At 74.1% G+C, this 23556-nt stretch carries 13 protein-coding genes and 1 pseudogene; 10 read left to right on the forward strand and 4 right to left on the reverse strand.

Annotated elements, in window-relative coordinates; translation table 11 throughout:
* Positions 1-205 precede the first annotated feature (205 nt).
* The 3 genes from ACTMS0_RS26025 (at position 206) to ACTMS0_RS26035 (ending at position 3717) form a co-directional block, all read left to right on the forward strand.
* Positions 206-2098 carry a P-loop ATPase, Sll1717 family gene (locus tag ACTMS0_RS26025; protein WP_441157893.1) on the forward strand — a complete coding sequence of 631 codons (1893 nt, stop codon included), beginning with the start codon at positions 206-208 and terminating at the stop codon, positions 2096-2098.
* An 11-nt stretch (positions 2099-2109) separates the two neighbouring features.
* On the forward strand, positions 2110-3123 hold the full coding sequence (locus ACTMS0_RS26030) for a 1-aminocyclopropane-1-carboxylate deaminase/D-cysteine desulfhydrase (protein WP_441157894.1): 1014 nt from the start codon (positions 2110-2112) through the stop codon (positions 3121-3123).
* Positions 3124-3321: 198 nt separating this feature from the next.
* Positions 3322-3717 carry a hypothetical protein gene (locus tag ACTMS0_RS26035; protein WP_441157895.1) on the forward strand — a complete coding sequence of 132 codons (396 nt, stop codon included), beginning with the start codon at positions 3322-3324 and terminating at the stop codon, positions 3715-3717.
* Positions 3718-3735: 18 nt separating this feature from the next.
* Here ACTMS0_RS26035 and ACTMS0_RS26040 read toward each other — a convergent pair whose 3' ends face one another.
* Positions 3736-4623 (reverse strand): GNAT family N-acetyltransferase, encoded by an 888-nt coding sequence (locus ACTMS0_RS26040; protein WP_441157896.1) that lies wholly within the window; start codon positions 4621-4623, stop codon positions 3736-3738.
* 162 nt (positions 4624-4785) lie between these two features.
* On the opposite strand from ACTMS0_RS26040, the gene ACTMS0_RS26045 reads away from it, so the two are divergent.
* Positions 4786-5949, forward strand: a complete 1164-nt coding sequence (locus ACTMS0_RS26045) for a hypothetical protein (protein WP_441157897.1) — start codon at positions 4786-4788, stop codon at positions 5947-5949.
* An 81-nt stretch (positions 5950-6030) separates the two neighbouring features.
* Here the strand turns inward: ACTMS0_RS26045 and ACTMS0_RS26050 are convergent, their stop codons facing one another.
* Positions 6031-7467: a nitroreductase family protein gene (locus ACTMS0_RS26050; protein ID WP_441157898.1), complete on the reverse strand. Its 1437-nt coding sequence runs from the start codon at positions 7465-7467 to the stop codon at positions 6031-6033.
* Between the two features lie 120 nt (positions 7468-7587).
* Here ACTMS0_RS26050 and ACTMS0_RS26055 point away from each other — a divergent pair, with 120 nt between their 5' ends.
* Positions 7588-8214, forward strand: coding sequence for a CG0192-related protein (locus ACTMS0_RS26055; protein ID WP_441157899.1), 627 nt, complete (start codon positions 7588-7590; stop codon positions 8212-8214).
* 82 nt (positions 8215-8296) lie between these two features.
* On the opposite strand, the gene ACTMS0_RS26060 is transcribed toward ACTMS0_RS26055, so the two are convergent.
* Positions 8297-10159, reverse strand: a complete 1863-nt coding sequence (locus ACTMS0_RS26060; protein WP_441157900.1) for an adenylyl cyclase — start codon at positions 10157-10159, stop codon at positions 8297-8299.
* Between the two features lie 191 nt (positions 10160-10350).
* Between ACTMS0_RS26060 and ACTMS0_RS26065 the strand changes: the two genes are divergently transcribed.
* Positions 10351-10833 (forward strand): hypothetical protein, encoded by a 483-nt coding sequence (locus ACTMS0_RS26065; RefSeq protein ID WP_441157901.1) that lies wholly within the window; start codon positions 10351-10353, stop codon positions 10831-10833.
* Between the two features lie 79 nt (positions 10834-10912).
* Positions 10913-12229 (forward strand): MFS transporter, encoded by a 1317-nt coding sequence (locus ACTMS0_RS26070; RefSeq protein WP_441157902.1) that lies wholly within the window; start codon positions 10913-10915, stop codon positions 12227-12229.
* Here the strand turns inward: ACTMS0_RS26070 and ACTMS0_RS26075 are convergent.
* Positions 12166-13155 (reverse strand): annotated as a pseudogene (locus tag ACTMS0_RS26075) (Gfo/Idh/MocA family protein); the annotation flags it as partial. The gene ACTMS0_RS26070 and the pseudogene ACTMS0_RS26075 overlap by 64 nt on opposite strands.
* 331 nt (positions 13156-13486) lie before the next feature.
* On the opposite strand from ACTMS0_RS26075, the gene ACTMS0_RS26080 reads away from it, so the two are divergent.
* The 3 genes from ACTMS0_RS26080 to ACTMS0_RS26090 all read left to right on the forward strand — a co-directional run bounded on the left by ACTMS0_RS26080 (position 13487) and on the right by ACTMS0_RS26090 (position 23552).
* Positions 13487-13891 carry a hypothetical protein gene (locus tag ACTMS0_RS26080; RefSeq protein ID WP_441157903.1) on the forward strand — a complete coding sequence of 135 codons (405 nt, stop codon included), beginning with the start codon at positions 13487-13489 and terminating at the stop codon, positions 13889-13891.
* Between the two features lie 1394 nt (positions 13892-15285).
* Complete coding sequence (locus tag ACTMS0_RS26085; protein ID WP_441157904.1) at positions 15286-15513, forward strand: MbtH family protein; 228 nt, start codon at positions 15286-15288, stop codon at positions 15511-15513.
* On the forward strand, positions 15510-23552 hold the full coding sequence (locus ACTMS0_RS26090; protein ID WP_441157905.1) for an amino acid adenylation domain-containing protein: 8043 nt from the start codon (positions 15510-15512) through the stop codon (positions 23550-23552). The genes ACTMS0_RS26085 and ACTMS0_RS26090 overlap by 4 nt, the downstream gene beginning before the upstream one ends.
* Positions 23553-23556 lie beyond the last annotated feature (4 nt).

Consider the following 23556-nt stretch of genomic DNA (forward strand, 5'->3'; position numbering starts at 1 on the left):
AGGCGGGTCGGAGCACCCCGTCGCATCGTGAACCGGACCGTCGTCGAGCCGGACGTGCCCCTGTGCCGGGGCTGAGGTGATCCGGTCCGGGCGGTGTCGGGCTCCCGTCACATGTCACCCGGTCGACCGTCTGGCGCTCCGGGCACCGCCTGCCTACCGTGTGCGGTACCGCACGCATCGTGGTCGTGGCGAGGGAGGGACCGACGTGGACCACCCGGCGATCGACCTGGCGCGGCTGACGTTCGGCCGCGACGATGCCGAGTCGGACCTCGCCGGCGGCCTGCTCCGGCAGGGTTTCGTCCCGACCGCCGCGTACGAGGCCGCGGTGAGCGGACGCAAGAGCCTGGTCATCGGTCGCAAGGGCGCCGGCAAGAGCGCCATCTGCCGGCTGCTCGACGGTGGCCCCGACGGCGGCGTCGTAACCAGCCTGATCACCCCGGACGACGCGACGGGTGAGGAACTGCGCCGCTTCGAGTTGCAGGGGCTGAACCCGGAGACGGCCAAGTCCCTGGTGTGGCGGTACGTCTTCGCCGTGCAGATCAGCCGACACCTCGTCGCGCACCAGCGGCAGCGGCACCGGCGCCGGCTGCGCCGCGCACCGGCGAACATCCGCCGGCTACGGCGCTTCCTCAAGAGCCACCACGAGAGCGGAGACCAGAAGCTGTACGACCGGGTCCTGTCCGGCATGGGGCGGCTGCGGGCGTCGTCGATCGGCGTCGGCGCGCTGGGCTTCAACGGCAACGTGGAGGTGCAGCAGGCGTCCGAGGGCGCCCGGGCGGCGCGGCAGCTCGACGTGCTGGAGGAGGTGATCGGGCGGGCCGTCGTGGAACTGGACTGCCCCGCCGACCACCCGACGTTCCTGCTGGCGGTCGACCAGGTGGAGCAGATCTGGTCGAACGACCCGTCCTCCGACGCCATGGTGGTCGGGCTGCTGCTGGCCAGCAAGCACGTCCGGAGCCTGTTCGGCGGTGCGGTCCGGTGCGCGCTCTTCCTGCGCAGCGACATCTACGACTCGTTGCAGTTCGCGGAGAGCGACAAGTTCCGCGGCGAAGAGGAACGCATCGACTGGACACCCGAGCTGCTCGGGGAGGTGCTGTTGCGCCGCGCCTCCGCCTCGCTGGGCCGGCCGGTGCCGGCTGACGAACTCTGGGGACGGGTGCTTCCGGAATCGGTCGACGGGGAACCGATCCGGGACTACCTGACCTCACGGACGCTGCTGCGGCCCCGCGACGTCATCCAGTTCGTGACCCTGTGCCGGGACACCGCGCTGCGACACGGTCACCCGACCATCCACTCGTCCGACGTACGGGCGGCCGCCCGGGACTTCTCCCGGTGGAAGCTGCAGGATCTCGGCAACGAGTACCTCGTCAGCTACCCCTTCCTGACCCGGCTCTACGCGCTGTTCCAGAACACCGGCTACCTGGTCACCCGCAAGGCGCTGCACGCGCGGTTCGCCGAGGTGCGTGACAGCCTGGTGGAACAGTTCCCCGAGTACGCGCACGTGCTGGAACCCGACGTGGTGATCGATGTTCTGTTCGGGCTCGGCTTTCTCGGCGTACGGCGAGGTGGCGACATCGTCTACGGCGGCGCGCGCCGCGAGGTGCTGGAACCGCACGAGAACGAGTTCCACGTCCACCCCTGTTTCCGGGCCGGTCTCAACGCCCGGGCGGCGGTCAACATCGACCCGTTCGCCGTGCCGGCGCAGCGCAGCCGGGCGGTCGACGGGAACGTGAGCTACAACGTCGGGGTCATCGGCACCGTGGTGGGGGCCCGGCCGAGTCGGGAGTTCGCCGTCGTCGGCGAGATCCGCCGCGCCTGCGAGCGGGTCCGGGAGGCGCTCGGCGAGGCGGAGTTGCCGGAGAGCGCCCGCCGGGAGGTCTCGGAGCGGCTGGCCGCCGTCGAGTTCGCGCCGGCGCCCAGCAACGTCGGCCAGGCGCTCGGGACGGCCAACGAGGTCACCGACTTCTTCGAGCAGATCGCCCGTACGCTGTCCGCCAACGGTCTGGCCGACAGCGCGACCGGCGCCGCCCTCGTGCGGACGCTGCGGGACGAGGCGACCCGGGTGCGCCGGACGGTCTCCCGCTCCGGCGGCCAGTGACGGAGCCGGCGGTGGCCCGACCGCGGTTGCACACCCGGTTCCCGGCTACCGCGCCGCGGCTGCCGTACCTGCGCCTCGGCGACGGGCCGACACCGGTGCGGCGGCTGACCGGCGACGGCGCGGTATGGGTCAAGGACGACAGCGGCTACGGCGCCGGGTACGGCGGCAACAAGGTCCGCAAGCTGGAGTGGAGCCTTCCCGAGCTGCTCCGGCGCGGCCGGCGCACGGTGGTGACGGCCGGCGGCACCGGCAGCCACCACGCCGTGGCCGTGGCCCGCTACGGTGCCGCCGCCGGCCTGCGGGTCGCCGTGGTGACGGTGCCGCAGCCGTACGACGCGCACGTGGCGGCCCAGGCGGCGGCGGTCCGCGCGGCGGGGGCGCGGGTGCGCCCGGTGGGCGGCGTGCCCGGCGCGTACCTCGCCGCCGCGGGGCTGCTGGCCGGGGCGCTGCTGACCGGCCGACGGCCGGCGCTGTTGCCGATCGGCGGCTCCAGCCCGCACGGTTGCCTGGGATACGTCGAGGCCGCCCTCGAACTCGCCGAGCAGGTCGACGCCGGTGTGCTGCCGGCCCCCCGGCGGATCGTCGTGGCGGTGGGCTCCGGCGGCACGGCCGCCGGCCTGGCGCTGGGTCTCGCCCTGGCCGGTCTGCGCAGCGAGGTGATCGGCGTCTGCGTCAACGACCGGACACCGGCGGGGGAGCGCCAGGTCCGCCGGCAGGCCGCCGCGTCCGCGCGCCTGCTGCGCCGTCGCGGCGCGCCCCTCACGCCCCGCGTTCCCCTGGCCCCGCTGGTGGTACGCCGGGACTGGCTGGGCCCGGGCTACGGCGTGCCGACGGCCCAGGCCACCGACGCGGCGGCCTGGCTGGCCGAGCGGACGGCATTGGTCGCGGAGCCCGTGTACACGGCGAAGGCGGTCGCGGCGCTGCGGGACATCGCCGCCTCCGGGCCCGGGCCGGTGCTCTACTGGCACACCGCTCCCGCAGAAGTGGGCGGTGCCGGTGGGTATGGCCGCGCTGCTCCTGGGTAGAAGAACATCACTGCACCCCGATCGACGGGGCAGCGTCGCCCCGACCGGCGTCAGTGATGCGACCCCGCGCCGCTGCCGGAGGGATCGGGGACCGGACAGCCGGAGAAGGAGGCCGATCATGTCGTTCCACAGTAGACAAGGTCGCCGATGGATGGTCACCCCCGGGTCGGTCGTCGTGCGTAGGGACGGGTGACTGCCATGTCGCCGATCCCCGCGTCCCGCCCGGCGCCCGCCGCGCCGCCGGTCCCCAGCACGTACGTGCGGTATCTACGGAACCGGCTGCTGGAGGCCGAGGCCGGCCTGACCGCGATGAGCGAGAGGTACGAGCGGACCAAGGCCCGGTTCGACCGCTGCTACGCGCGCCAGGGCATCACGCCCGAGGCCGACATCGTCAACTACATCAACGCGAAGGCGATGAACCCGGAACTGAAGTTCTGGTACTCCAAGGTGGAGCACTTCCAGCGGGAGGTCACCGCCTACGGCGCCGCGCTGACCGGGCTGGAGGCGGCCGGCCGAATGCTGGAGACGAGCGGCCATCGCGCGGACAACCAGCGTGTCCGTACCGGCCGGCGGGGCCTGAACCGCGCCAGCTGACCGGGGCCGTACGGTCCGTCACGGCGATAGGCGCTTCTCGAACCAGTGGTGGGCGTAGCGCTCGCTGTTGTACGGCTCGATCTCCCGGTACCCGGCGGCGCGGTACATCGCGATCGCCTCGGTCAGGTTCCGGTTGGTGTCCAGCCGTACGGCCGTCCAGCCCCGGTCGGCGGCGTACCGTTCCAGCTCGTCCAGCAGCCGCCGCCCGATCCCGAGGCCCCGTACGCTGTCCGCCACCCACACCCGCTTGATCTCGGCGGGTGCGTCGCGATGCAGCTTGACGGCGCCGCAGCCGACGGGTTCGGCGTTGAGGGTGGCGAGGAGGAACACACCGCCGGGCGGAACGAGCTCCTCGTCGCGGACGGGGCTGCTCAGCGCCGGGTCGAAACCCTCGTCGAACCGGCGCGCGACGTCACGGGCGTACGCCCGCACGCAGGCACGGGCCCGGGGGTCGCCGGGCGGGCACGGCTCGATGACCACCATCGACCCGACGAGCAGTCGCTCCACCTCGGCCATCGCCGCGACGAGCCGCCCGCGCCGGCGCTCACTGAGCGGTTCGAGGATCGACCAGGCCAGGTCGTCGGAGCGCTTGTCCAGCTCGGTCCACTCCGCCCGGCCGGCCTCGGTGAGGGTGGCGATCCGGACCCGTCCGTCGCCGTCGGCCGGGCCGACCGTCACGAGCCCATCGCTCTCCAGTGTGCGCAGGAGCCGGCTGAGGTGTCCCGAATCCAGGCCGAGCCGTGCCCGTAGCGCCGCGACCTCGGCGCCGCCGGGGCCGATCTCCCACAGCAGCCGGGCCTGCGCGAGGGGCCGGCCCCGGGCCATGTACTCCTCATCGAGCGCGCCCACCCGCTGGGTGACCGTCCGGTTGAACCGCCGCACGGCGGCAACGAGTTCCGCGTCCATAAGCCTGACTTTAGTCAGGTATCCCCGACGTTCGCCAGGGCGGGGGTGCCGCCCAGACTCGCCGCGCGCAGCGAACACCCGGGTTTCGTCCACCACCGCCGGTGCCGATGCGCGTCCACGGCACGCTCACGGCGACGGTCGGTGGTGCTACCGTGCCGGGCCATGGTCGATCATCTGCGCCACGTCGACTGGGACTCGGTCGAGGGACCGTACGGGCCGGCCACCGAGGTGCCGGACCTGCTACGAGCGCTCCGGTCACCGGACGCGGCCGTGCGGGCCGGCGCTGAGGAGGAACTGGAGGACGACCACCTCCAGCACCAGGGCCTGGTGTACGAGGCGGCCGCGTCTGCGGCGCCGTTCCTCATCGACCTGCTCGCCGACGTGGACGCGCCGGACCGGCTGGCGGCCTGGCGGCTCCTCACGACGATCGTCGACTGCGTGGAGCTGTACGAGTCGCCGTGCCCGACGGAAGTCCCGAGCCTGGACGACCTGGGGCAGCTGCGCTCGGACTGGTGGTTGGCGCGGTCGCCGGAGTGGCGCAGGCACGGCGGATACCAGCGGCCCACCACCGATCCCTGGCACCTGGCCGCCTACCAGGCGGTGCAGGCCGGCGTACCCGTGTATCTGGCGACGCTGCGGGACGCCGACCGTGACCTGCGTCTCGGGATGGCGCAGCTGCTCGCCCGCTTCCCGGCCGCCTGGGAGGCGATCGCGCCGGTGCTCGCCGAGCAGCTCCGTGTGGAGACCGACCTGACCGTGGCGGCGGCGCTGTGTCTTGTCGCGGGCCTCGCCGGCCAGCCCACCGACGGCCCGGTGGTGGAGGCGGTCGCGCGGTGGCGGGAGAGCAACGATCCCATCGTCCGCCGGGCCGCGGCGATGGGGCTGGCACGGCTCCGCGTCGCGCCGGACCACGCAACCCTGTCGGAATGCTGCGACTGTCTCTTCGAGCCGCCGGCACCGGAGTGGCCGGTCCACGACGGTGCGCTGGACAACACGGCAGCCGCCGTCCTCGGTGGACGGATGGGTCCTCAACCGCCGGACCTGGCCGCGCTCCTGGTCGAGCGGCTGCGTGCGGCACGCCCGGACCGGCACGAATATCTTCCACTGCACCTGCTGCTCGGCCTGACCTTCCCCGACGGGCCGCTGCCGGAGGGCGCCACCGTCGCCGACCTCACGACCGCCCAGCGGGAGGTCGTGCGCCTGATCCTCGACCGCCGCATCCTCGCGCAGGGCGGGCCGATGCCCCGGGCGGTCGGCGAGTGCAACCTGCCGTACACGGAGGAAGCCCTCGCCGCGTGGTACAGCGCCCGACAGCCGACCGGCTGAGAAACGACCTCTCGCCGGTCAGCGGATGCGGGCCGTCCCCGGGACAGGCCCGGACCGCGCCACCAGTGGGGAGGAGCGCCGTCAGGCGCCCATGCGGGGCATGACCGGGCGGACCGTCACCGGTGCGCCCGGTTGGCCGCCCGGGCGGGACACGTACTCGGGAACGCCCACGCAGGTGAAGAGCAGGGCGGCAAGGTCGGCGGGTTCGCCGAGCAGGCCCGGCACCTCCGAGTCGTTGAAGGTCATGCCGGAGGCGCCGGCGCCCAGGGCGTACGCGGCGAGGTGGAGCCGGCCCTCGACGAGCCCGGCGGCGAGCTGCGCGTCCCGGTAGGAGCGGTCGTCCAGGTCGGACGCCCGGGTGGCGGCGACGACCACGTACGCGGCGTCGGCCGCGAGCGACTGGTCGAGGCAGACGCGGAGCAGTTCGTCGCGGAGGTCGCCGGTCCGCAGCGGCGTCGACAGGTCCGGCCACCGGTAGAGGCCGGGCGTCACCCCGTCGACGCCGTGCACGGCGACCCAGTGCGGTACGGCCACGCCGCGCAGGGCCGCGCTCATCGACCATTCCAGGGCGGTTCGGGGCAGTGTCCCGGAACGGTCCATGCGGCGCTGCGAGCCGCGCCGCCGGACGACCTCGTCCAGGGTGGTCGACGGTGGGGCGTCGGGCAGGGCGTCGCCGGCGGGCCAGGGGTCGCCGAGCACGTCCCGCTCGCCGGCCCGCTGCGCGGCCGTGGCCAGCGGCAGCTCGACGGGCGGCAGGTCGCCCGGCGTCGCGGGCCCGGTGGGGCCGACGGCCGGGTCGCCGTCGCCGAGGGAGAGCAGGGCGAGCGGGTACTCGTGGACGCCGTCCGCGCCGACGAGTTCACGTACCTGGGCGTCGGGGAAGAGCGAGCGCAGGCGCGGCCCGAGACCGGCGCTCGCGGCCGCGGCCGTCAGCTGGGACAGGAGCGTGCCGGCGTCCCAGTAGAGGTGCCGCCAGCCGCGTTCCGCGTACCGCCAGCCGGTCCGCCACGGCACTCCGGTCACGACGAGCGTGGTGGCCGCCCCGGTGGCGGCGGGCGCGACCTGGACGAGGGCGTGCCGGCGCCCGTCGTACCAGTGCACGCCGTCGGGCACCCCGGCGACGCCGCGCGTGCTCGCGTACACCTCCAGGGGGAAGCGGGCACCCGCGGAACCGGAGGCGCGGAAGAGGCCCGGGCGCCCGTTGCGCTCGGCGGTGCGCACGACGCCGGCGCCGAGGAACAGCACGCGGCCGAGCTGCGCCGCGTCGAGCGGACGAGCCGGGGCCGCGACACCGGCGAGGACGTCCGTCGCCGCCACGCCGGGATCGGGCAGGTCACGCGGCAGGTCCACGACGGGCAGGTCCTCGGGGTACGCCTTCATCGGCGACGGCAGCGTCGCCGGGTCGTTCGGGACGAGGTCGTGCCGGACGCGCGGGTCGTCGGCGGGCGCGTCCCACTCGCGGGTCGGCACGTACGAGGTGAGCCGGTGCAGCAGGCCGGCGCCCGAGTCGAGATCCACGCGGCCATCCTGCCAGCACGCCGCGCGGCGCGGGCCTCACCCGTCACGCAGCTCGTCGACGACGCGAGATCGTCATGGTCGACGGTCGCACCGGCGGGAGCCGCCGCTACGATGCCGATCATGGCGTTGCTGCACCGTGCGGACCTGAAACCCGGCAAGCTCGAACTGCTCGCGGCATGGCTGCCCGGCCGTCCCTGGTTCGTCGGGGAGGCGGGCGCGGAGGTCACCCGCGTCGCCGCCTGCCGCTTCGACGACCCGGCCGGCGAGGTGGGCGTCGAGACCCTGCTCGTGCGGGCCGGCGCCGGGCCGGTCCTCCACGTGCCGCTGACCTACCGCGCGGCGCCGCTCGACGGCGGCGACGAGTGGCTGGTCGGCACGACCGAGCACTCGGTGCTCGGCCGGCGCTGGGTGTACGACGGGTGCGGCGACCCCGTCCACGCCGCCGTGCTGGCGAGCGTCCTGCGTGGCGACGCCGGCCAGGCCGAGGAGTACTTCGAGGTCGACGGCGTCCGCGAGGTCCGCGAGCCGCTCATGACCGTCACCGCGGAACCGGACCGTGACATCCCGGCCGCCGGCGCGATCCGCCGTGTCGAGGACGCCGATCCGACGGTCATCGTCACCGACACCGTCGAGTTGGCCGTCCTGCGCACGGTCGGCACCGGCACCGGCGGCGGCGCCGGCACCCTCACCGGGGCGTGGCCCGGGGGACCGGGCCACGTCGCGCTCGCGTACGCCGTACCCCGCTGACGGCTCTACGGCGGGGCGACGCAGGGGAGGACCGTCGGCCGGACGCGGGCCGGAGCACCTGCTCCGGCCCGCGCCGGACGAGTCATGGCAGCGGGTACTCGGTGACGTAGACCGGCGCGCCGATGCGGGTGGTGTCGGCCGCCTCGCCGACGCCGTTGACCACGTGGTCGATCGTGCCGGCGCTGAGGTTCACGGTCATGACGTGGTGCAGCCGCACGCCGGGCCGCTCCGGCACCTCGAAGCCGTTCTCGGTGTGGATCGACGGGTTGTTCTGGTTGAACACGTACACCCCGCCGCCGTGCAGTGTGTGGTGCCGTACCCGGTCACCGACCTTGTAGCCGGCCCAGCCCTCGACGTCACCGTTCATCCAGTCGGCCTGTGTCGGCGGGTCGTACGGCAGCTCGTTCTGGTAGAGGATCGTCGTGCCGTGCTCGCCGTTCCACACGGTGTTGTACCGCTGGAAGTGCTCGACGAACAGGCCGGTCGCCGTCACGTGGTCGCCGTTGACGACGGCCCCGTAGCGGCCGGTGTTGGTGCGCCAGCGGTCGGTGTCGCCGTTGACGCCCTCGGTGAAGCCCTCGACGCCGTGGTCACCGCGCCACACCCAGGTGTGGTCGACGAGGACGTGGTCGCTGTTGACCTCGAGTGCGGTGTGCGTCCGGCCGATGTGTGGGCCGCCGACGCGGAAGTACACGTCGGACAGGGTGATCGGGTTGTCCGGGGTGCTGTGGTTGCGCCCGTGCCGGCTGCCCACCCGGAGCAGCACGGGCGACTCGCGGAGCCCGGCGTCGACCGTCACTCCGGCCACCACCACGCCGGGGACGCCGGCGACGTCGAGCGGGACGGCGCCGTTGACGGCGGTGAGCGTGGCGTGGCCCAGGCCGAGGACGACCGTGTCGGGCCGCCGGACCTCGATGCTGCGGGCGATGTCGTACACGCCGGGGGTGAGCAGCAGGTGCCGGCCGCGGGCCAGTTCCCGGTTGATGACGTGCACCGGGTCGCCCGGCCGGGCGATGAAGAAGTCGCGGATGGGGATGGTGCGGCCCGGGGTCAGGCCGGTGCCCCAGGAGATGCCGCGGGTGTCCCGCCGCGCGGCCGGGACCCGGACCTGGTAGCGGCCCCGGTCGTCGACGAACAGGTACGGCTTCTCGCGGCTGAGCGGCGTGGTGTCGAGCGTCGTGTACGGCGGGCTGGGGAAGCCGGCGTCGTCCGGGGCGCCGACGACGCCGGAGAAGACCTGGTTCCACACGGCGTTGGACCAGCCGCCGACCTCGCTGTTGCGGGTGAGCCACTGCTGCTGGGAGCCGTTGACGACGTTGGGCAGCCGCGAGTCGGCGATGAAGCCGCCGCTGGCGTACTGCGGCCCGGCGGTGCAGTAGTCCATCAGCGACAGCGTGCCGCCGCTGACGTCGAGGCGGCGCATCGACACGGCCTGGGAGACGGCCCAGAAGTTCGCCGAGGAGCGGCAGCCGTCCTGGCCGGCGGCGTCCATGGCGAGCGAGAGGTTGGACAGCGTACGCCAGAAGTTGACCAGGGCGATGCAGTTGCCGGCGCCGCCGTCGGCGAGGCAGCGGTTGTAGACCTCGACCTTGCCGTTGATCCGGACGTCGGTGGGGGAGGCACCGAGGCCGGAGACCTCGGTGTAGTAGCCGACCTTCACCTGCAACGGCTGCTCCGCGGTGCCGTAGCTGCCGGGCAGGAAGAGGTACGCGTGCCGCGCGGTGCCCATCTCGGCGTCGACCTGCGCGGTGTGCCGGGCGTCCATGGTGGCCTGGATCTCGCTGAGCGGCGTGTCCGGCCCGAAGATCGTCACGTTGGGCCCGAGATCCGGCGGTCGCGGGGGACCGGCGATGGCGGACGGGCCGGTGGCGGTGACGGCGGTCGCCAGCACGAGGCCGAGCACCAGGGCTCGGCGCCCGCGCCGTCGTGTGCCGTGGGTGGTCATGCGGTGGTCCTCTCGGGAGGCGTCGATGGGAGAGAGCGCTCTCCCGACGGGTCGTGGGTGGTCGGCGGCGTGGCGGAAGGGATGGAAATGTTTCTACCCCGTGAACCGGCCCGGTGGAAGAGGCCGCCCGGAACGTCCCCGGTGGACAGGCCCGGGAATGCCCGATCGGAGTGTCAACGTATCGTTGACACATGACGTCCGAGCTGGATCGGCTCGCCGAGGTGACCGCCGCCCGCGCGCGACTGGGCGAGCAGGAGCTGACCCTCATCGACCGGGCCCGCCAGGCGGGCGCGACCTGGGCGCAGATCGCCGCAGTGCTGGGGCTGGCCAGCCGGCAGGCGGCGGAGCAGCGGCGCCAGCGCCTCGCGACGGCCGCCCGGGCCCGCCGGGTCGCCGCCGACCGTCCCTTCGGGCCGCAAGTGGCCGCCCTCCGCGCCGCGATGGCGGAGCTGGACCGGTGGATCGCGGCGGACCGCCGGTGGGACGAGCGGTTCCCCCGCGCCCCGCTGGTGCGGCGAACCGTCGCGACCGCCCTGGACGCGCCGCCCGGCCCGCTGCACTCACTGGCCCGGCACGTCGTCGCCGACCTGGCCGACGCCGGCCAGGGCCGGTTGCCGGCCCGGGCGCGGGCGGTGGCCGTGGCGATCGAGGCGGCTCTGTCAACAGATCATTGACACTTCTTTCAGCTCTTGCGGCGATGCGACTCAAGCTCGGAGGATCTGAGCTGTCGCGGCTCACACGTCGGGGGTGTCAATGCGTCGCAACGCCGTGCTCTTCGTGGCCATCTCCCTGCTGTCCGGCTTCGGGAGCACCACGATGTCGCTGGTCGCCGGCATCTGGATCCTCGACCTCACCGGGTCGGGCGGCCTTGCGGCACTGGCCGGCGTCTGCGTCTTCGCCCCGGTGCTCGCGGGGCCGTGGCTGGGTGGCGTGGTCGACCGGCTGCCCCGGCGCCCGACCCTCATCGCCGTGCACCTGCTGCTCGCGGCCACGCTGCTCACCATGCTCGCCGTGCGGGACGCGGGCGACACCTGGCTGATCCTCACCGTCTCCCTCGCGTACGGGGTCAGCTACGTGCTGATCGACGCCGGCGAGTCGGCGCTCCTCCCCGAGGCGCTCTCCGCCGAGCACCTCGGCCACGTCAACGGCTGGCGGACCAGCGCCCAGGAGGGCGTCAAGCTGGTCGCTCCGCTCGCCGGCGCCGCGCTCTACGCGTGGCAGGGCGGTCACGCCGTCGCGGCGGTCAGCGCCGTCATGCCGGTCCTGGCCGCCGTCCTCTACACCGCCGTACGCCTGACCCGCGCCCGGCCGCCCGCCCCGGACCGCCGCCCCGGCCTCCGGGCGGGGCTCGCCGTGATCCGCCAGCAGCCGGTGATCCACCGCAGCGTCGGCCTCGCCGGCGTCGCCATCGGGATGTCGGGGTTCACCACCGCGGCGTTCTACCAGGTCGTCACCACCGATCTGGGGATGCCGTCGACGTTCCTCGGTGTGCTGCTCAGCGCCCAGGGCGCCGGATCGATCGTGGCCGGCCTGGTCGCCGGCCGCCTCGTCGACCGGCTCGGGCCGGTCACCGTCGCCGCCGTCGGGACGGTCCTCTTCGCCGTCGTGTGCCTGGCCCGGTGCCTGCCGTGGTGGCCGGCGGCCGTCGCGGCGTCCGTCCTCGCCGGGCTCGCCCTGCCCTGGGCCCTGGTCGCGGCCGTCACCGCGGTCCAGCTCCACGCTCCGCCGCCACAGCTCGGCCGGGTCGCCGCCACGGCCACCACCGCCATGTTCGGCCCGGTCGCGCTGGCCACCCCGCTCGGCTCGGCCGCCGTGGTGCTCGGAGCCCGTCCGCCGTTCGTCCTCGCCGCCGCGCTGTGCCTCGCGGCCGCCGCGGTCGGCACCCACCGGCCGTCCCGTCGGCACCCCGCCGCATCGGGGCCGGCGGTGGATCAGGACGGAACGGTCAGCACCGCGCCCTCCGCGGCCGACCGGTGGGCCAGCTCGATCAGCTCGACGGTCCCGACCGCGTCGAGCGGGTCGACCGGCATCGGCGTGCCGTCGCGCAGCGACGCCGCCACCTCGGCGTAGAAGCTCTGGTAGCGGCCGGGCTCGGTCGGCACCGGACGCAGGTCGCCGTCGACGCCGAGCCGCCCGTACCGTTCCGGTGGCACCGTGCCCCACCCGGCCGTACCGGGCCGGGCGCCGTCGCGCAGCGCGGCCTCCTGCACGTCGAGGCCCCACGTGGTGTACGCGGCACGGTCGCCGAGGATCCGCAGGCGCGGGCCGAGCTGCGCGGCGAGCGCGGTCATCCAGAGGTGCGAACGCACGCCCCCGGTGTGGGTGAGCGCCACGAACGCGTCGTCGTCGACCTGGGCGCCCGGCCGGCGGCGGTCCACCTCCGCGTACACGCTGCGGACCGGCCCGAACAACTGCACGGCCTGGTCGATCAGGTGGGCGCCGAGGTCGTAGAGGACACCCCCGGCCTCGTCGGCGGTGCCGCGTTCCCGCCATCCCGGCTTGATCGCCGGCCGCCAGCGTTCGAAGCGGGACTCGAACCGGGTGACCGCGCCGAGCGCGCCCCCGGTCACCAGTCGCCGGGCGGTCAGGAAGTCGCCGTCCCACCGGCGGTTCTGGAACACCGTCAGCGGCACGCCCCGCCGCTGCGCCTCCGCCACCAGCTCGCGGCCCTCGGTGGCGGTCCCGGCGAGCGGCTTGTCGACCACCACCGGCAGACCGGCGGCAACCGCCGCCCGGGCCATCGGAACGTGCTGGCGGTTCGGCGTCGCCACCACCACCAGGTCCAGCGCGTCCGCCTGCCGCCACAGCAGCTCGGAGTCGTCGACGAGGCGCGCGTCCGGGTGGTCGTGGCGGACCTGCTCGCGCCGCTGCGGATCGCGGGTCACCACCGCGTGCAGGCGCAGCCCGGGGGTCGCGGCGATCAGCGGTGCGTGGAACACCTGGCCGGCCACCCCGTACCCCAGCAGCCCGACCCGCAAGGGTGTCCTGTCCACCACGCCGTCCCCCGCTTTCCGTTCGCCCCGGCCGTACCGAATCTACGCGGCGGCACCGGTGCCCATCCGCGGGCTCCGGCGTTCGCCGGTCCGACGGCGGCGGTGCGTACGACCATGGGTGCGACCGGACACCGGACGACGGAACGGAGTGGCATGGACGTCCTGGTGCTGCCCGTGGTGCTGGCTGTCACCGTGCTCGTCGGCACCACGCTCGGCGGCCGTTACCGGGTGGCGCCGCCCGTCCTGCTGATCTGCATGGGTGCGCTGCTCGCGCTCCTCCCACCCTTCTCGCACGTGATGCTCGATCTGCACGGCGCTGACGATTCTGCTCGTCATGCTCGTCCAGGGCAGCACTCTGCCGCTGGTCGTCCGTTGGGCCGGTCTCACCGGCGACCGGGAGCGGGAGGACGAGGTGCGGCGGGCCCGGCTCCGTGCGACGGAGGTCGGCCTGGCGGCGCTTCCGGACATCGCCGAGCGGTTGGGCGCCGACGAGGACCTGATCGAGCGAATCCGGGCCGAGTACGAGTCCCATCTCGAGGATGTCCGCGGTGCGGAGGAGGGCCGGCATCCGATGCGGGACCTGGAACGCCGGCTGCGGCTGGCCGTCCTGGAGCACAAGCGGCGCGAGGTCACCCGCCTGCGGGACCGCAACGAGATCGACGACATCGTCCTGCGCGACCTCCAGGCCGCCCTGGACATCGAGGAGATCCGGCTCACTGGGCCGGGCACCATCGAGTGACCGGCCCGGCAGCCGCTGGACCGGGGTGGCCGGTGGCGGGGTCGACAAAGGCACGACCGTCGTTTCCAGGACCCTTACGGAGATCAGATGTGGGCGTCCCGGTATTTGGTCCCGAACCGGCGGGGGCCACGATGGACTCCTGGTTCACCAATAGTGGATCACCGCATGTCCTCGGACGGGAATCCGATCTACCCGGTCGGAGATGCCGGGTTGCCGGTCGGCCCGCGGTGGCCGGTCACGGCCGTGCCGGGGCGCGTCCCCGGTCGTCCTCGGGGGCGCGGGCACGACCCACGGGGGCGGTCGACGGCCTGTTGGCCTTCCCGCGTCCGGTCGGGCCGGCCGGTGGCCAACTCGTTCTTCGGTGCGTTTTCCGGGCGCGACTGGAGGGCTGATTGACAATCGTGTGCCGGGCGCCTCCGGTATTGGCCCGGAGAATGGTTGACGGAACTGTCGACGAAATGCGGTCCAGTTCGCGTTGAATTGCTTCCGGGTGCCGCTCGTTCCCATTCGCCTTTCTGGCATGACTGTCACAGCGGGTGATTGATCGTGATATCCCGTCATTGACTGGCAAGTCGTGCCGAATCGGGCGCGTTGTCGGAGCGGCGACACATCCGGTTAATGTTGCGCACGCAAATGTTCAGCTTCTGTACAGCGTCTCACCTGCAAGATCGGTCCAATTCACGACTGGTGGCCTCCCGGCGGGTCGGCATCCGCGCCGGGCGCATTAACTGATCGACACCCGTCCTGGCCGATCCCGGCAGTCGGGGGTGCTGAGCTGCCCGTTGCCGGGCGGGAAGGGGCAGGTCGCCGACCTGCGCGGCTGGCACCGGGGTCGCGGGCGGAGCGGTGGCGACCGGCCTTTTAGCTGCGAAAACGAATGGAATGCCCCCGCCCGTCGTGCGGGGAGCTCCCGGTGTGAGTCGGCCCGTCGTGACGGCGCGGACGGGCCTTGACACGTTCCGTGTCGGGTGATTTTCTGTGCCTCGCTCGCGTTCACATTCTCGGGCGATGGCGAGGTCGCCAGTTTTTCGGGGGGTATGACATGGGTCGCAGTGCGCGCTGCGCCAGGCGGATGGAAACGACCTGGACATCGACCAGTGTGCGCTGGTAAAGCGTTGCGGCGCTGCGTCGGATAGCCGATCCTCGACTGTCCGCGCCGCGTGCGCATCCTACGATGGCCACGAGGGGGAAGGCGGCGACCGCAACCGCGCCCGGCCCCCCCGTCAAACGTTTGGAAAGTTTCCGCGAACGACAGTTCACGACGCCCGACCTGGGGGACGCGCGTCCCGGTTTCCGGTTCCGGCAGGTCCGCCGATTCGGTGGCACCTGCCCGGTTGCCGTGCCGTTGAGCGGTCCTCGGTCGGCGCTGGGACGAGGCGAAGAGTGAGGAAGACGTGAACATTCTCGATAACCCCGACGGCCGCTTCTTCGTGGTGGTGAACGACGAGGGCCAGCACTCGTTGTGGCCGGAGTCACTGACCGTTCCCGCCGGCTGGACGGTCACCCACGGCCCCGCCGACCGTGCGTCCTGTCTGGACCACGTCACCGCCAACTGGACCGACATGCGGCCGGCGAGCCTCGTCGCGTACCTGGAGAGCGCCGGCCGGGAGACGGGCCGATGACCTCCGGGGTGGGTGCCGACCGGCCGGCGGCGCCGGGCGCGGCGAACGTGCCGGCCGCCCGGTCCCGCCTGGAGTCGATGTCACCCGCGAAGCGGGCCCTGTTCGAGAAGCGGCTCGGCGGCCTGCGGGCCCGGTCCGTCGACGGGATCGTCCCGGTTCCGCGCGGGGGCGACCTGGCCGTCTCCCCGGCGCAGCGACGCCTGTGGTTCATGGACCAGCTCACCCCCGGCACGGTGATGTTCAACGTGCCCACCGCGCTCCGCCTCTCCGGGCCGGTACGGCTCGACGTGCTCACCGACGCCGTACGGTCCCTGTTCGGCCGGCACGAGGCACTCCGCACGTTCCTCGCCTCGCACGAGGGCACGCCGGTGCAGCGGATCCGGTCCGACACCGAGGTCGACCTCACGCCCCGAGCGCTGGACGCCGGCGACGACACCGCCCTGACCGCCGCCCTGCACGCCGAGGCGACCCGCCCGTTCTCGCTCGCCGAGGGCCCGCTCGCGCGCGCGGCCCTGTTCCGCCGGGCGCCCGAGGAGCACGTGCTCCTGCTGACCCTGCACCACAGCGTGTGCGACGGCTGGTCGGTCAGCATCCTCCTGGACGAGCTGCTGGAGTTCTACCGCGCCGGCGTCGAGGGTCGGGCGCCCGACCTCGCGCCGCTCACCCTCCAGTACGCCGACTACGCCGCCTGGGAGGCCCGGCCCGAGCGCGCGGCCGACCTCGCCGCGAGCCTCGACTACTGGAAGCGCACCCTCGGCGGGGCCGTCCCGGTCATCGACCTGCCGCTGGACCGCCCGCGCCCGGCCGTGCAGACCTTCCGCGGCGCGCGACACCGGTTCGCCCTGCCCGACGGCGTCTGGCCCGCCGTGACGCGTATCGCGCGGGAGGAGCGGGCCACCCCGTTCATGGTGCTGCTCGCCGGCTTCGCGGCGCTGATGTCGCGGTACGCGGCCCAGGATGAGGTCTCCGTGGTCACGCCCGTGGCGAACCGGCCCCGGGTCGAGCTGGAGACGATGGTCGGCTTCTTCGTCAACTCGATCGTCCTGCGGGTCGACACGTCCGGCGCCCCCACCTTCCGGGAGCTGGTCGGGCGGGTCCGGGACCTCGCGCAGGAGGGCATGGCGCACGGTGAGGCGCCCTTCGACAGCGTGGTGGAGGCGGTCGACCCGGAGCGCAGCCTCGCCCACACGCCGCTGGCACAGGTGATGTTCGCGCTCGTGGACGACCCGACGCTGGAGACCGACGTGGCGGGCGTGCGGGTCACCGCCCTCGACCACCACCTGCCGATCAGCAAGTACGACCTGACCGTCGAGGTGTGGCCGGACGCCGACGGCCGGTTGCAGGGCGTGGTGGAGTACGCCACCGACATCCTCGACGGGTCCACCGTGGCGCGGACCGCCACCCACCTGGGCACGCTGCTCACCAGCCTGACCGCCGCGCCGGACGCGCCGGCGGCCCTCGCCCGCCTGCTCTCCGACGACGAGCTGCACGCCGCCGTCGTCGAGTGGAACCGCACCGACGATCCGCTTCTCGGCGACGTCCGGGCGCACGAGCTGTTCACCCGCCAGGCCTCCCGTACGCCGGACGCGCCGGCGCTGGTGGCCGGCGAGCGGACGGTGACCTTCGCCGAGCTGGACCGGCGGTCCGACGCCCTCGCCGCGCGGCTGCGCCGGCACGGCGTGGGCCCGGAAACCCGGGTCGGCCTCTTCCTGGACCGGGGCGTCGACCTCGTCACCGCCGTGCTCGCCACGCTGAAGGCGGGCGGCGCGTACGTGCCGCTGGACGTGGCCGAGCCCGCGCAGCGGGTGGGCTTCATGCTGGCCGACGCGGACGTGCGCGTGGTCGTGACCAGCGGAGCGCGGGCCGGCGCACTGCCGGCGACCGACGCCCGGGTGCTGGCCGCCGACGACGCTGACGCCGACGCCGACGCCGACGTCGACCCCGGCGACCTGCCGCCGGCGGTGCGCCCCCATCCGGAGAGCGCCTGCTACATCATCTACACCTCGGGCTCGACCGGGCGGCCCAAGGGCGTCGTGGTCACCCACCGCGGGCTGACCAACTACCTGGCCTGGAGCCTGCGCGCGTACCGGGTCGCCGACGGCGGGGGCGCGCCCCTGGTGTCGCCGCTGCGGTTCGACCTGTCGGTGACGACGCTGTTCTGTCCGCTGCTGGCCGGCCGGCCGGTGGTGCTCGTCGCCGACGGCGCGGAGCTGGAGACGCTGACGACGCTCCTCGGTGCCGACCTCGACCTCGGGCTGGTGAAGCTCACCCCGGCGCACCTGGAGGCGCTGGACCGGGCGATCCCGCCGGCCACGGTCGCGGCGGACGGCTACCTCGTCGTCGGCGGCGAGTCGCTGCACGGTGCCACCGTCGCCGCCTGGCGTCGCCGCGCGCCCGGGCTGCGGGTGGTCAACGAGTACGGCCCGACCGAGACGGTCGTCGGCTGCTGCGTGCACGAGGTCGACGACCGCACCGACCTGTCCGGTGTGGTGCCGATCGGCCGGCCGATCGCCAACACCCGCCTCTACGTGCTCGACGCAAACCTGGCGCCGGTGCCGCCCGGCACCGTCGGGGAGCTGTACGTGGCCGGCGCCGGCGTCGCCCGGGGCTACCACGGCCGCCCCGACCTGACCGCCGAGCGCTTCCTGCCCGACCCGTTCGCGGCGATGCCGGGCGCGCGCATGTACCGCACCGGCGACCTGGTCCGGCTGCGCCCGGACGGCGAGCTGAACTGCCTCGGCCGGGTCGACTCCCAGGTCAAGATCCGGGGGTACCGGGTCGAGCTGGAGGAGATCGAGGCCGCGCTGACCCGGCTCCCGCAGGTCCGGGAGGCGGTCGTGCTGCTGCGGACCGACCGGCCCGGCGAGGACCGGCTCGTCGCGTACGTCACCGGGGAGGGACCGGCCGGGGCGGACGCGATGCGCGACGCCCTCCGCGGGGAACTGCCCGAGTACATGGTGCCGGACGTCGTCGTCCCGCTGGACGCGCTGCCGCTGGCCGCCAACGGCAAGGTGGACCGGCGCGCCCTGCCCGCGCCGACCCCGCAGGAGGCGTCGCCGACCCGGGCCGCGCCGGCGACTCCGCTGGAGACGGTCATCGCGCAGGTCTGGGCCGACGTGCTCGGCGTGCCGGTCGAGTCGATCGGCCGCGACTCGAACTTCCTCGACCTCGGCGGCCACTCCCTGCTCGCCGTGCAGGCCATGGCGCGGCTGCGCAAGACGCTCGACATCGAACTGCCACTGCCGGTGTTCCTGGAGGCCACGTCGCTGGCCGACCTGGCCGCCCGGATCGAGGCGCTCGGCGGCCGGGCGCCCCGGCGGGGCCTGGTCTCCGTCCCGCGCACCGGGCCGGTGCCGCTGTCGTACGCGCAGGGGCGACTGTACTTCCTCAACCGGCTCGCCGAGGACAGCGCCTTCTACAACGTGCCGCTCGCGCTGCGCTTCGACGGCGAGCTGCGGGCGGACGCACTCCGCGACGCCTTCGCCGGCCTGTGGGCCCGGCACGAGGGGCTGCGGACCGTCTTCCCCTCGGTCGACGGGGAGCCGGTGCAGGAGATCCTGTCCGTCGAGGCCGTGGCGTACGCCGAGGCGGACGTCTCCGGCGACCCGGACCCGGAGCGGCGGCTCGACGCGCTGTTCGCGGCCGAGGCACGGACCCCGTTCGACCTGGCCCGCGGGCCGCTGCTGCGCGGCACGCTGGTGCGGCTGCGCCCCGACTCGCACGTCCTGCTGATGACGCTGCACCACACCGTCTCCGACGGCTGGTCGCTGGGCATCGTGCTGGACGACCTGGTGACGCTCTACCGGGCGTGCGCGCAGGGACAGTCGTCGCCGCTGCCGGAGCTGCCGTACACCTACGTGGACTACACGCTCTGGCAGCGCTCCTGGTTGACCGGGGCCGAGCTGGACGCGCAGCTCGACTACTGGAAGCGGCAGCTCGCCGACGTGCCGACGCTGGACCTGCCGACGGACCGGCCCCGGCCGCCGGTGCAGAGCTTCCGGGGCGCGCGGCACGACGTCCGCTGGTCCGCCGACCTGTCCCGGGCGGTGGGCGAGCTGGCCCGCCGCGAGGGCGTCTCCCTGTTCATGGCGCTGCTCGCCGGGTTCGACGTGCTCATGGCGCGGCTCAGTGGCCACCGGGACGTCACCGTCGGCACGCCGATCGCCAACCGCACCAGCACCGAGCTGGAGAACCTGGTCGGCTTCTTCGCCAACACCCTGGCGCTGCGCGTCGACCTGTCCGGCGACCCCACCTTCACCGAGGTGCTGCGGCGGGTCCGGGAGGCCGCGCACGGCGCGTACGCGCACCAGGACGTCCCCTTCGAGATGGTGGTCGACGCGGTGGCGCCCACCCGCAGCCTGAGCCACTCGCCGCTGTTCCAGGTGCGCTTCGCGCTGCAGAACGCGCCCGGCGGCCTGCCCGACCCGGGCCCCGGCCTGACTCTCACGTCGATCGACAACGAGCAGTGCACCGCCCGCTTCGACCTGCTAGTCGACCTGTGGGAGACCGGCGGCGGCATCGAGGGGCACGCCGAGTACAGCACCGACCTGTTCGACGCCGGCACGGTCGAGGCGATGATGAGCCGCCTGGAGGCGCTCCTGGAGCGCCTGGTCCGGGACCCGGACCAGCGCGTCTTCGACGTCGACGTCCTCCTGCCCGGCGAGCGGGAGCGCCTGGACGCCCTCGCCCACGGCCCGGCGCTGCCCGCCGGCGCGGTCGAGCGGACGCTGACCCGGCGCGTCGCGGAGCAGGCGGCGCGGCGGCCCGACGCACCGGCTGTCACCGGCGGCGGGGCCACCCTGACGTACGGGGAACTGCACGAGCGCGCCGGCGACCTCGCCCGGGTGCTGGCCGCCCGGGGCGTCGGCCCGGAGACCATGGTCGCCCTGCACCTGGACCGGGGCGTCGACGTGGTCGTCGCCGCGCTCGCCGTGCTGGAGGCGGGTGGGGCGTACGTTCCGCTCGACCCGGCGTACCCGGCGGAGCGGCTGGCCGCCATCGTGGCCGACGCGCGGCCCGCGCTCACCCTCACCACGCGGCCCCTGGCCGGCTCCACCCCGGAGGGCGCGGGGGAACTGCTGGCGCTCGAGGACGTGCCCACGCTCCCCGGGGACCGGCCGACGCCGGCGGTGCGTCCCGACCACCCCGCGTACGTCGTCTTCACCTCCGGCACCAAGGGGCTGCCGAAGGGCGTCGTCGTCACCCACGGCGCGCTGGCCGCGTACCTGGACGCGCTGCCGGCGGCGCTGGCCCTGCCCGCAGAACCGGTCGTGCTGCACACCGCGTCGTTCGCGTTCTCCTCGTCGGTGCGGCAGTACGCCGTGCCGCTCGCCCTCGGCGGTCACGTGGTCGTCGCCGGCCCGGAGCACCTCGCCGACCCGGCCGCGCTGCTCGGGTACGCCGCCGCGCACGGCGTCCAGGTGCTGGACCTCGTCCCGTCGTACCTGCGGGTGGTGCAGCCGGCCCTGGCCCGACAGGACGGTTGGCGGCCGCGGGTCGTGCTCACCGCCAGCGAGCCGCTGCGCTACGACCTGCCGGAGGCGATCCGCAGCGCGCCCGGGGAGACGCCCCGGCTGGTCAACATGTACGGCCAGACCGAGACCACCGGCATCGTCGCCGCCGCCGAGGTCGCCGCCGGCCGGGAGGGGCGCCGGGCGGTCGTGCCGCTCGGCCGGCCGATCCCAGGAGCGCGGTTGTACGTCGTGGACGAGGAGCTGCGCCCGGTCCCGACCGGTCTGCCCGGCGAGATCGTCGTCGGCGGCACCGGCCTCGCCCGGGGCTACCTCGGCGACCCGGCCCTGACCGCCGAACGGTTCGTGGCCGACCCGTTCGGGCCGCCCGGCGGCCGGCTCTACCGCACCGGCGACCGGGGACGCTTCCTGCCCGGCGGCACGGTCGAGTTCCTCGGTCGCATCGGCGACCAGGTCAAGATCCGCGGTCACCGCGTCGAGCCGGACGAGGTCGCGTCGGTGCTGTCCGGCGTGATCGGCGTCGGGGAGTGCGTGGTGCTGTGCGACGACGACGGCGCGGACGACCGGCGCCTCCTCGCGTACGCGGCGCCGCGGGCCGGCGCGGGTCTCTCGGCGGACGGCCTGCGCGCCGCCCTGCGGGAGAAGCTGCCGGACTACATGGTGCCGACCGTGACGGTGGTCGACGCGCTGCCGCGGCTGCCCAACGGCAAGGTCGACCGGGCCGCGCTGGTGGCCGGCACGACCGTCACGACCGGTGCCGGGACCGGGGGCGACGGCCCACTGGGCCGGGTGGCGGAGGTGCTCACCGGGATCTGGCAGGAGGTGCTGCGGCTGCCGTCGGTGGGTGTCGACGACGACTTCTTCGCCCTGGGTGGGGATTCGCTGCACGTGATCCGGGTGGTGGACCGGGCGCGCAAGGCGGGTGTGGTCGTGACGCCCGCGCAGTTCATCGCCCATCCGACCATCGCCGGCCTGGCGTCGGTCGCCACCGACCTGGAGACGCCGCGCAGCCGGGTCGAGGAGATCCTGGCCGGGATCTGGCGGGAGGTGCTGCGGCTGCCGTCGGTGGGTGTCGACGACGACTTCTTCGCCCTGGGTGGGGATTCGCTGCACGTGATCCGGGTGGTGGACCGGGCGCGCAAGGCGGGTGTGGTCGTGACGCCCGCGCAGTTCATCGCGCACCCGACCATCACCGGCCTGGCCTCGGTCGCCACCGAGGCGGCCACCGGCGGGGACCGCCGCGACGACCCGGGCGTGGTGCCGCTCGTGCCCTCGCACCTCGCGTTCCACGAGCGCAACTTCGCCGACCCGCACCTCTACACGCACATCTTCATGTTCGAGGCGGCCCGGCCGCTGGACCCGGCCCTCGTCGAGCGGGCCCTGGCCAGCGTGGTGGCGCACCACGACCCGCTGCGGATCACCTTCCCGACCGAGGGCGGCCGGCCGGTGGTCCGGGTCAACGAGGCGTACCAGCCGACGCCGTTCACCAGCGTGGACCTGTCCGCCCTCGACCCGGCGGACCAGGAGGTCGCCTTCCGGCGGCTCGACCGTTCGCTGCACCGCAAGCTCGACCTGGCGCGCGGGCCGCTGCTGCACGTGGCACTGGTGCGGTTCGGGCCCCACCGGCCGGACACGCTCGTCGTGATCGTCCACCACCAGCTCATGGACAACAGCTCGTGGGACGTGCTGATGGAGGACGTGCGGACCGCGTACGCGGCTCTGGAAGCCGGCCGCGAGCCGGCGCTGCCACCGCCGACCGCGTCGTTCGCCGCGTGGGCGCGCAACCTCGACCGGCTCGCCCGGTCGCCGGAGCTGGCGGAGGACATCGCGTACTGGACGGCGCTCGCCAAGGAGCCGGTCCCCTCCTGGCCGCTGGACCACGAGGGCGGCGACGACTGCATGTCGTCGGAGGAGGTCGTGGTCGCCGGCCTGGACGTCGAGGAGACGGCCGCGCTGCGTCGGCTGCTGCCGCGCGAGTACGGGTTGAGCCTCAACGACGGCCTGCTCGCCGCCACGCTCCAGGGCTTCACCGACTGGTCCGGCCAGTCGTCCATGCTGGTGGACCTGGTCGCCCGCGGCCGCGAGATGGGCGGGGACGACCTGGACCTGTCCCGCGCCATCGGCCGGTTCTCGATGACCTCGCCCCGCCTGGTGCACCGGCCGGAGAAGCCCGGGCCGCGCGCGCTGCTGGAGTCGGTCCGCGAGCAGATCAGCCTGGTGCCCCGGCGTGGGCTCGGCTTCGGCCTGCTGCGCCACATCGGCGCGCACCCGGGCGTGGCGGAGGCGCTGGCTCCGCTCGGCAAGCCGCACATCCTGCTCAACAACTGGGGCGAGTTCACCCACGAGCCGGAGGAGTCGCCGCTGCTCGGGCCGCCCATCGAGGACGTCTGGCCGGCGCCGCGACTGCAGCGGATGCACCAGCTCCAGGTCTTCGGCCGGTTCGCCGACGGCGAGTTGCAACTCCACTTCAAGTACAGCCGCAACCTCAACGACCGCGAGAGCATCGCGCGTCTCGCGGCCCTGGTGCAGGACGCCCTCCGGTCGTTCGTCCGGCCGGACGGCGACTGACCCC

The organism is Micromonospora sp. H33, from assembly GCF_052068455.1.
GTDB lineage: Bacteria > Actinomycetota > Actinomycetes > Mycobacteriales > Micromonosporaceae > Micromonospora.

Coding starts and splice junctions, on each gene's coding strand:
- ACTMS0_RS26035 (WP_441157895.1), top strand. CDS start 3,322: ATGTCGCCGATCCCCGCGTCCCGCCCGGCGCCCGCCGCGCCGCCGGTC.
- ACTMS0_RS26040 (WP_441157896.1), bottom strand. CDS start 4,623: ATGGACGCGGAACTCGTTGCCGCCGTGCGGCGGTTCAACCGGACGGTC.
- ACTMS0_RS26045 (WP_441157897.1), top strand. CDS start 4,786: ATGGTCGATCATCTGCGCCACGTCGACTGGGACTCGGTCGAGGGACCG.
- ACTMS0_RS26055 (WP_441157899.1), top strand. CDS start 7,588: ATGGCGTTGCTGCACCGTGCGGACCTGAAACCCGGCAAGCTCGAACTG.
- ACTMS0_RS26060 (WP_441157900.1), bottom strand. CDS start 10,159: ATGACCACCCACGGCACACGACGGCGCGGGCGCCGAGCCCTGGTGCTC.
- ACTMS0_RS26065 (WP_441157901.1), top strand. CDS start 10,351: ATGACGTCCGAGCTGGATCGGCTCGCCGAGGTGACCGCCGCCCGCGCG.
- ACTMS0_RS26070 (WP_441157902.1), top strand. CDS start 10,913: ATGCGTCGCAACGCCGTGCTCTTCGTGGCCATCTCCCTGCTGTCCGGC.
- ACTMS0_RS26080 (WP_441157903.1), top strand. CDS start 13,487: ATGCTCGTCCAGGGCAGCACTCTGCCGCTGGTCGTCCGTTGGGCCGGT.
- ACTMS0_RS26090 (WP_441157905.1), top strand. CDS start 15,510: ATGACCTCCGGGGTGGGTGCCGACCGGCCGGCGGCGCCGGGCGCGGCG.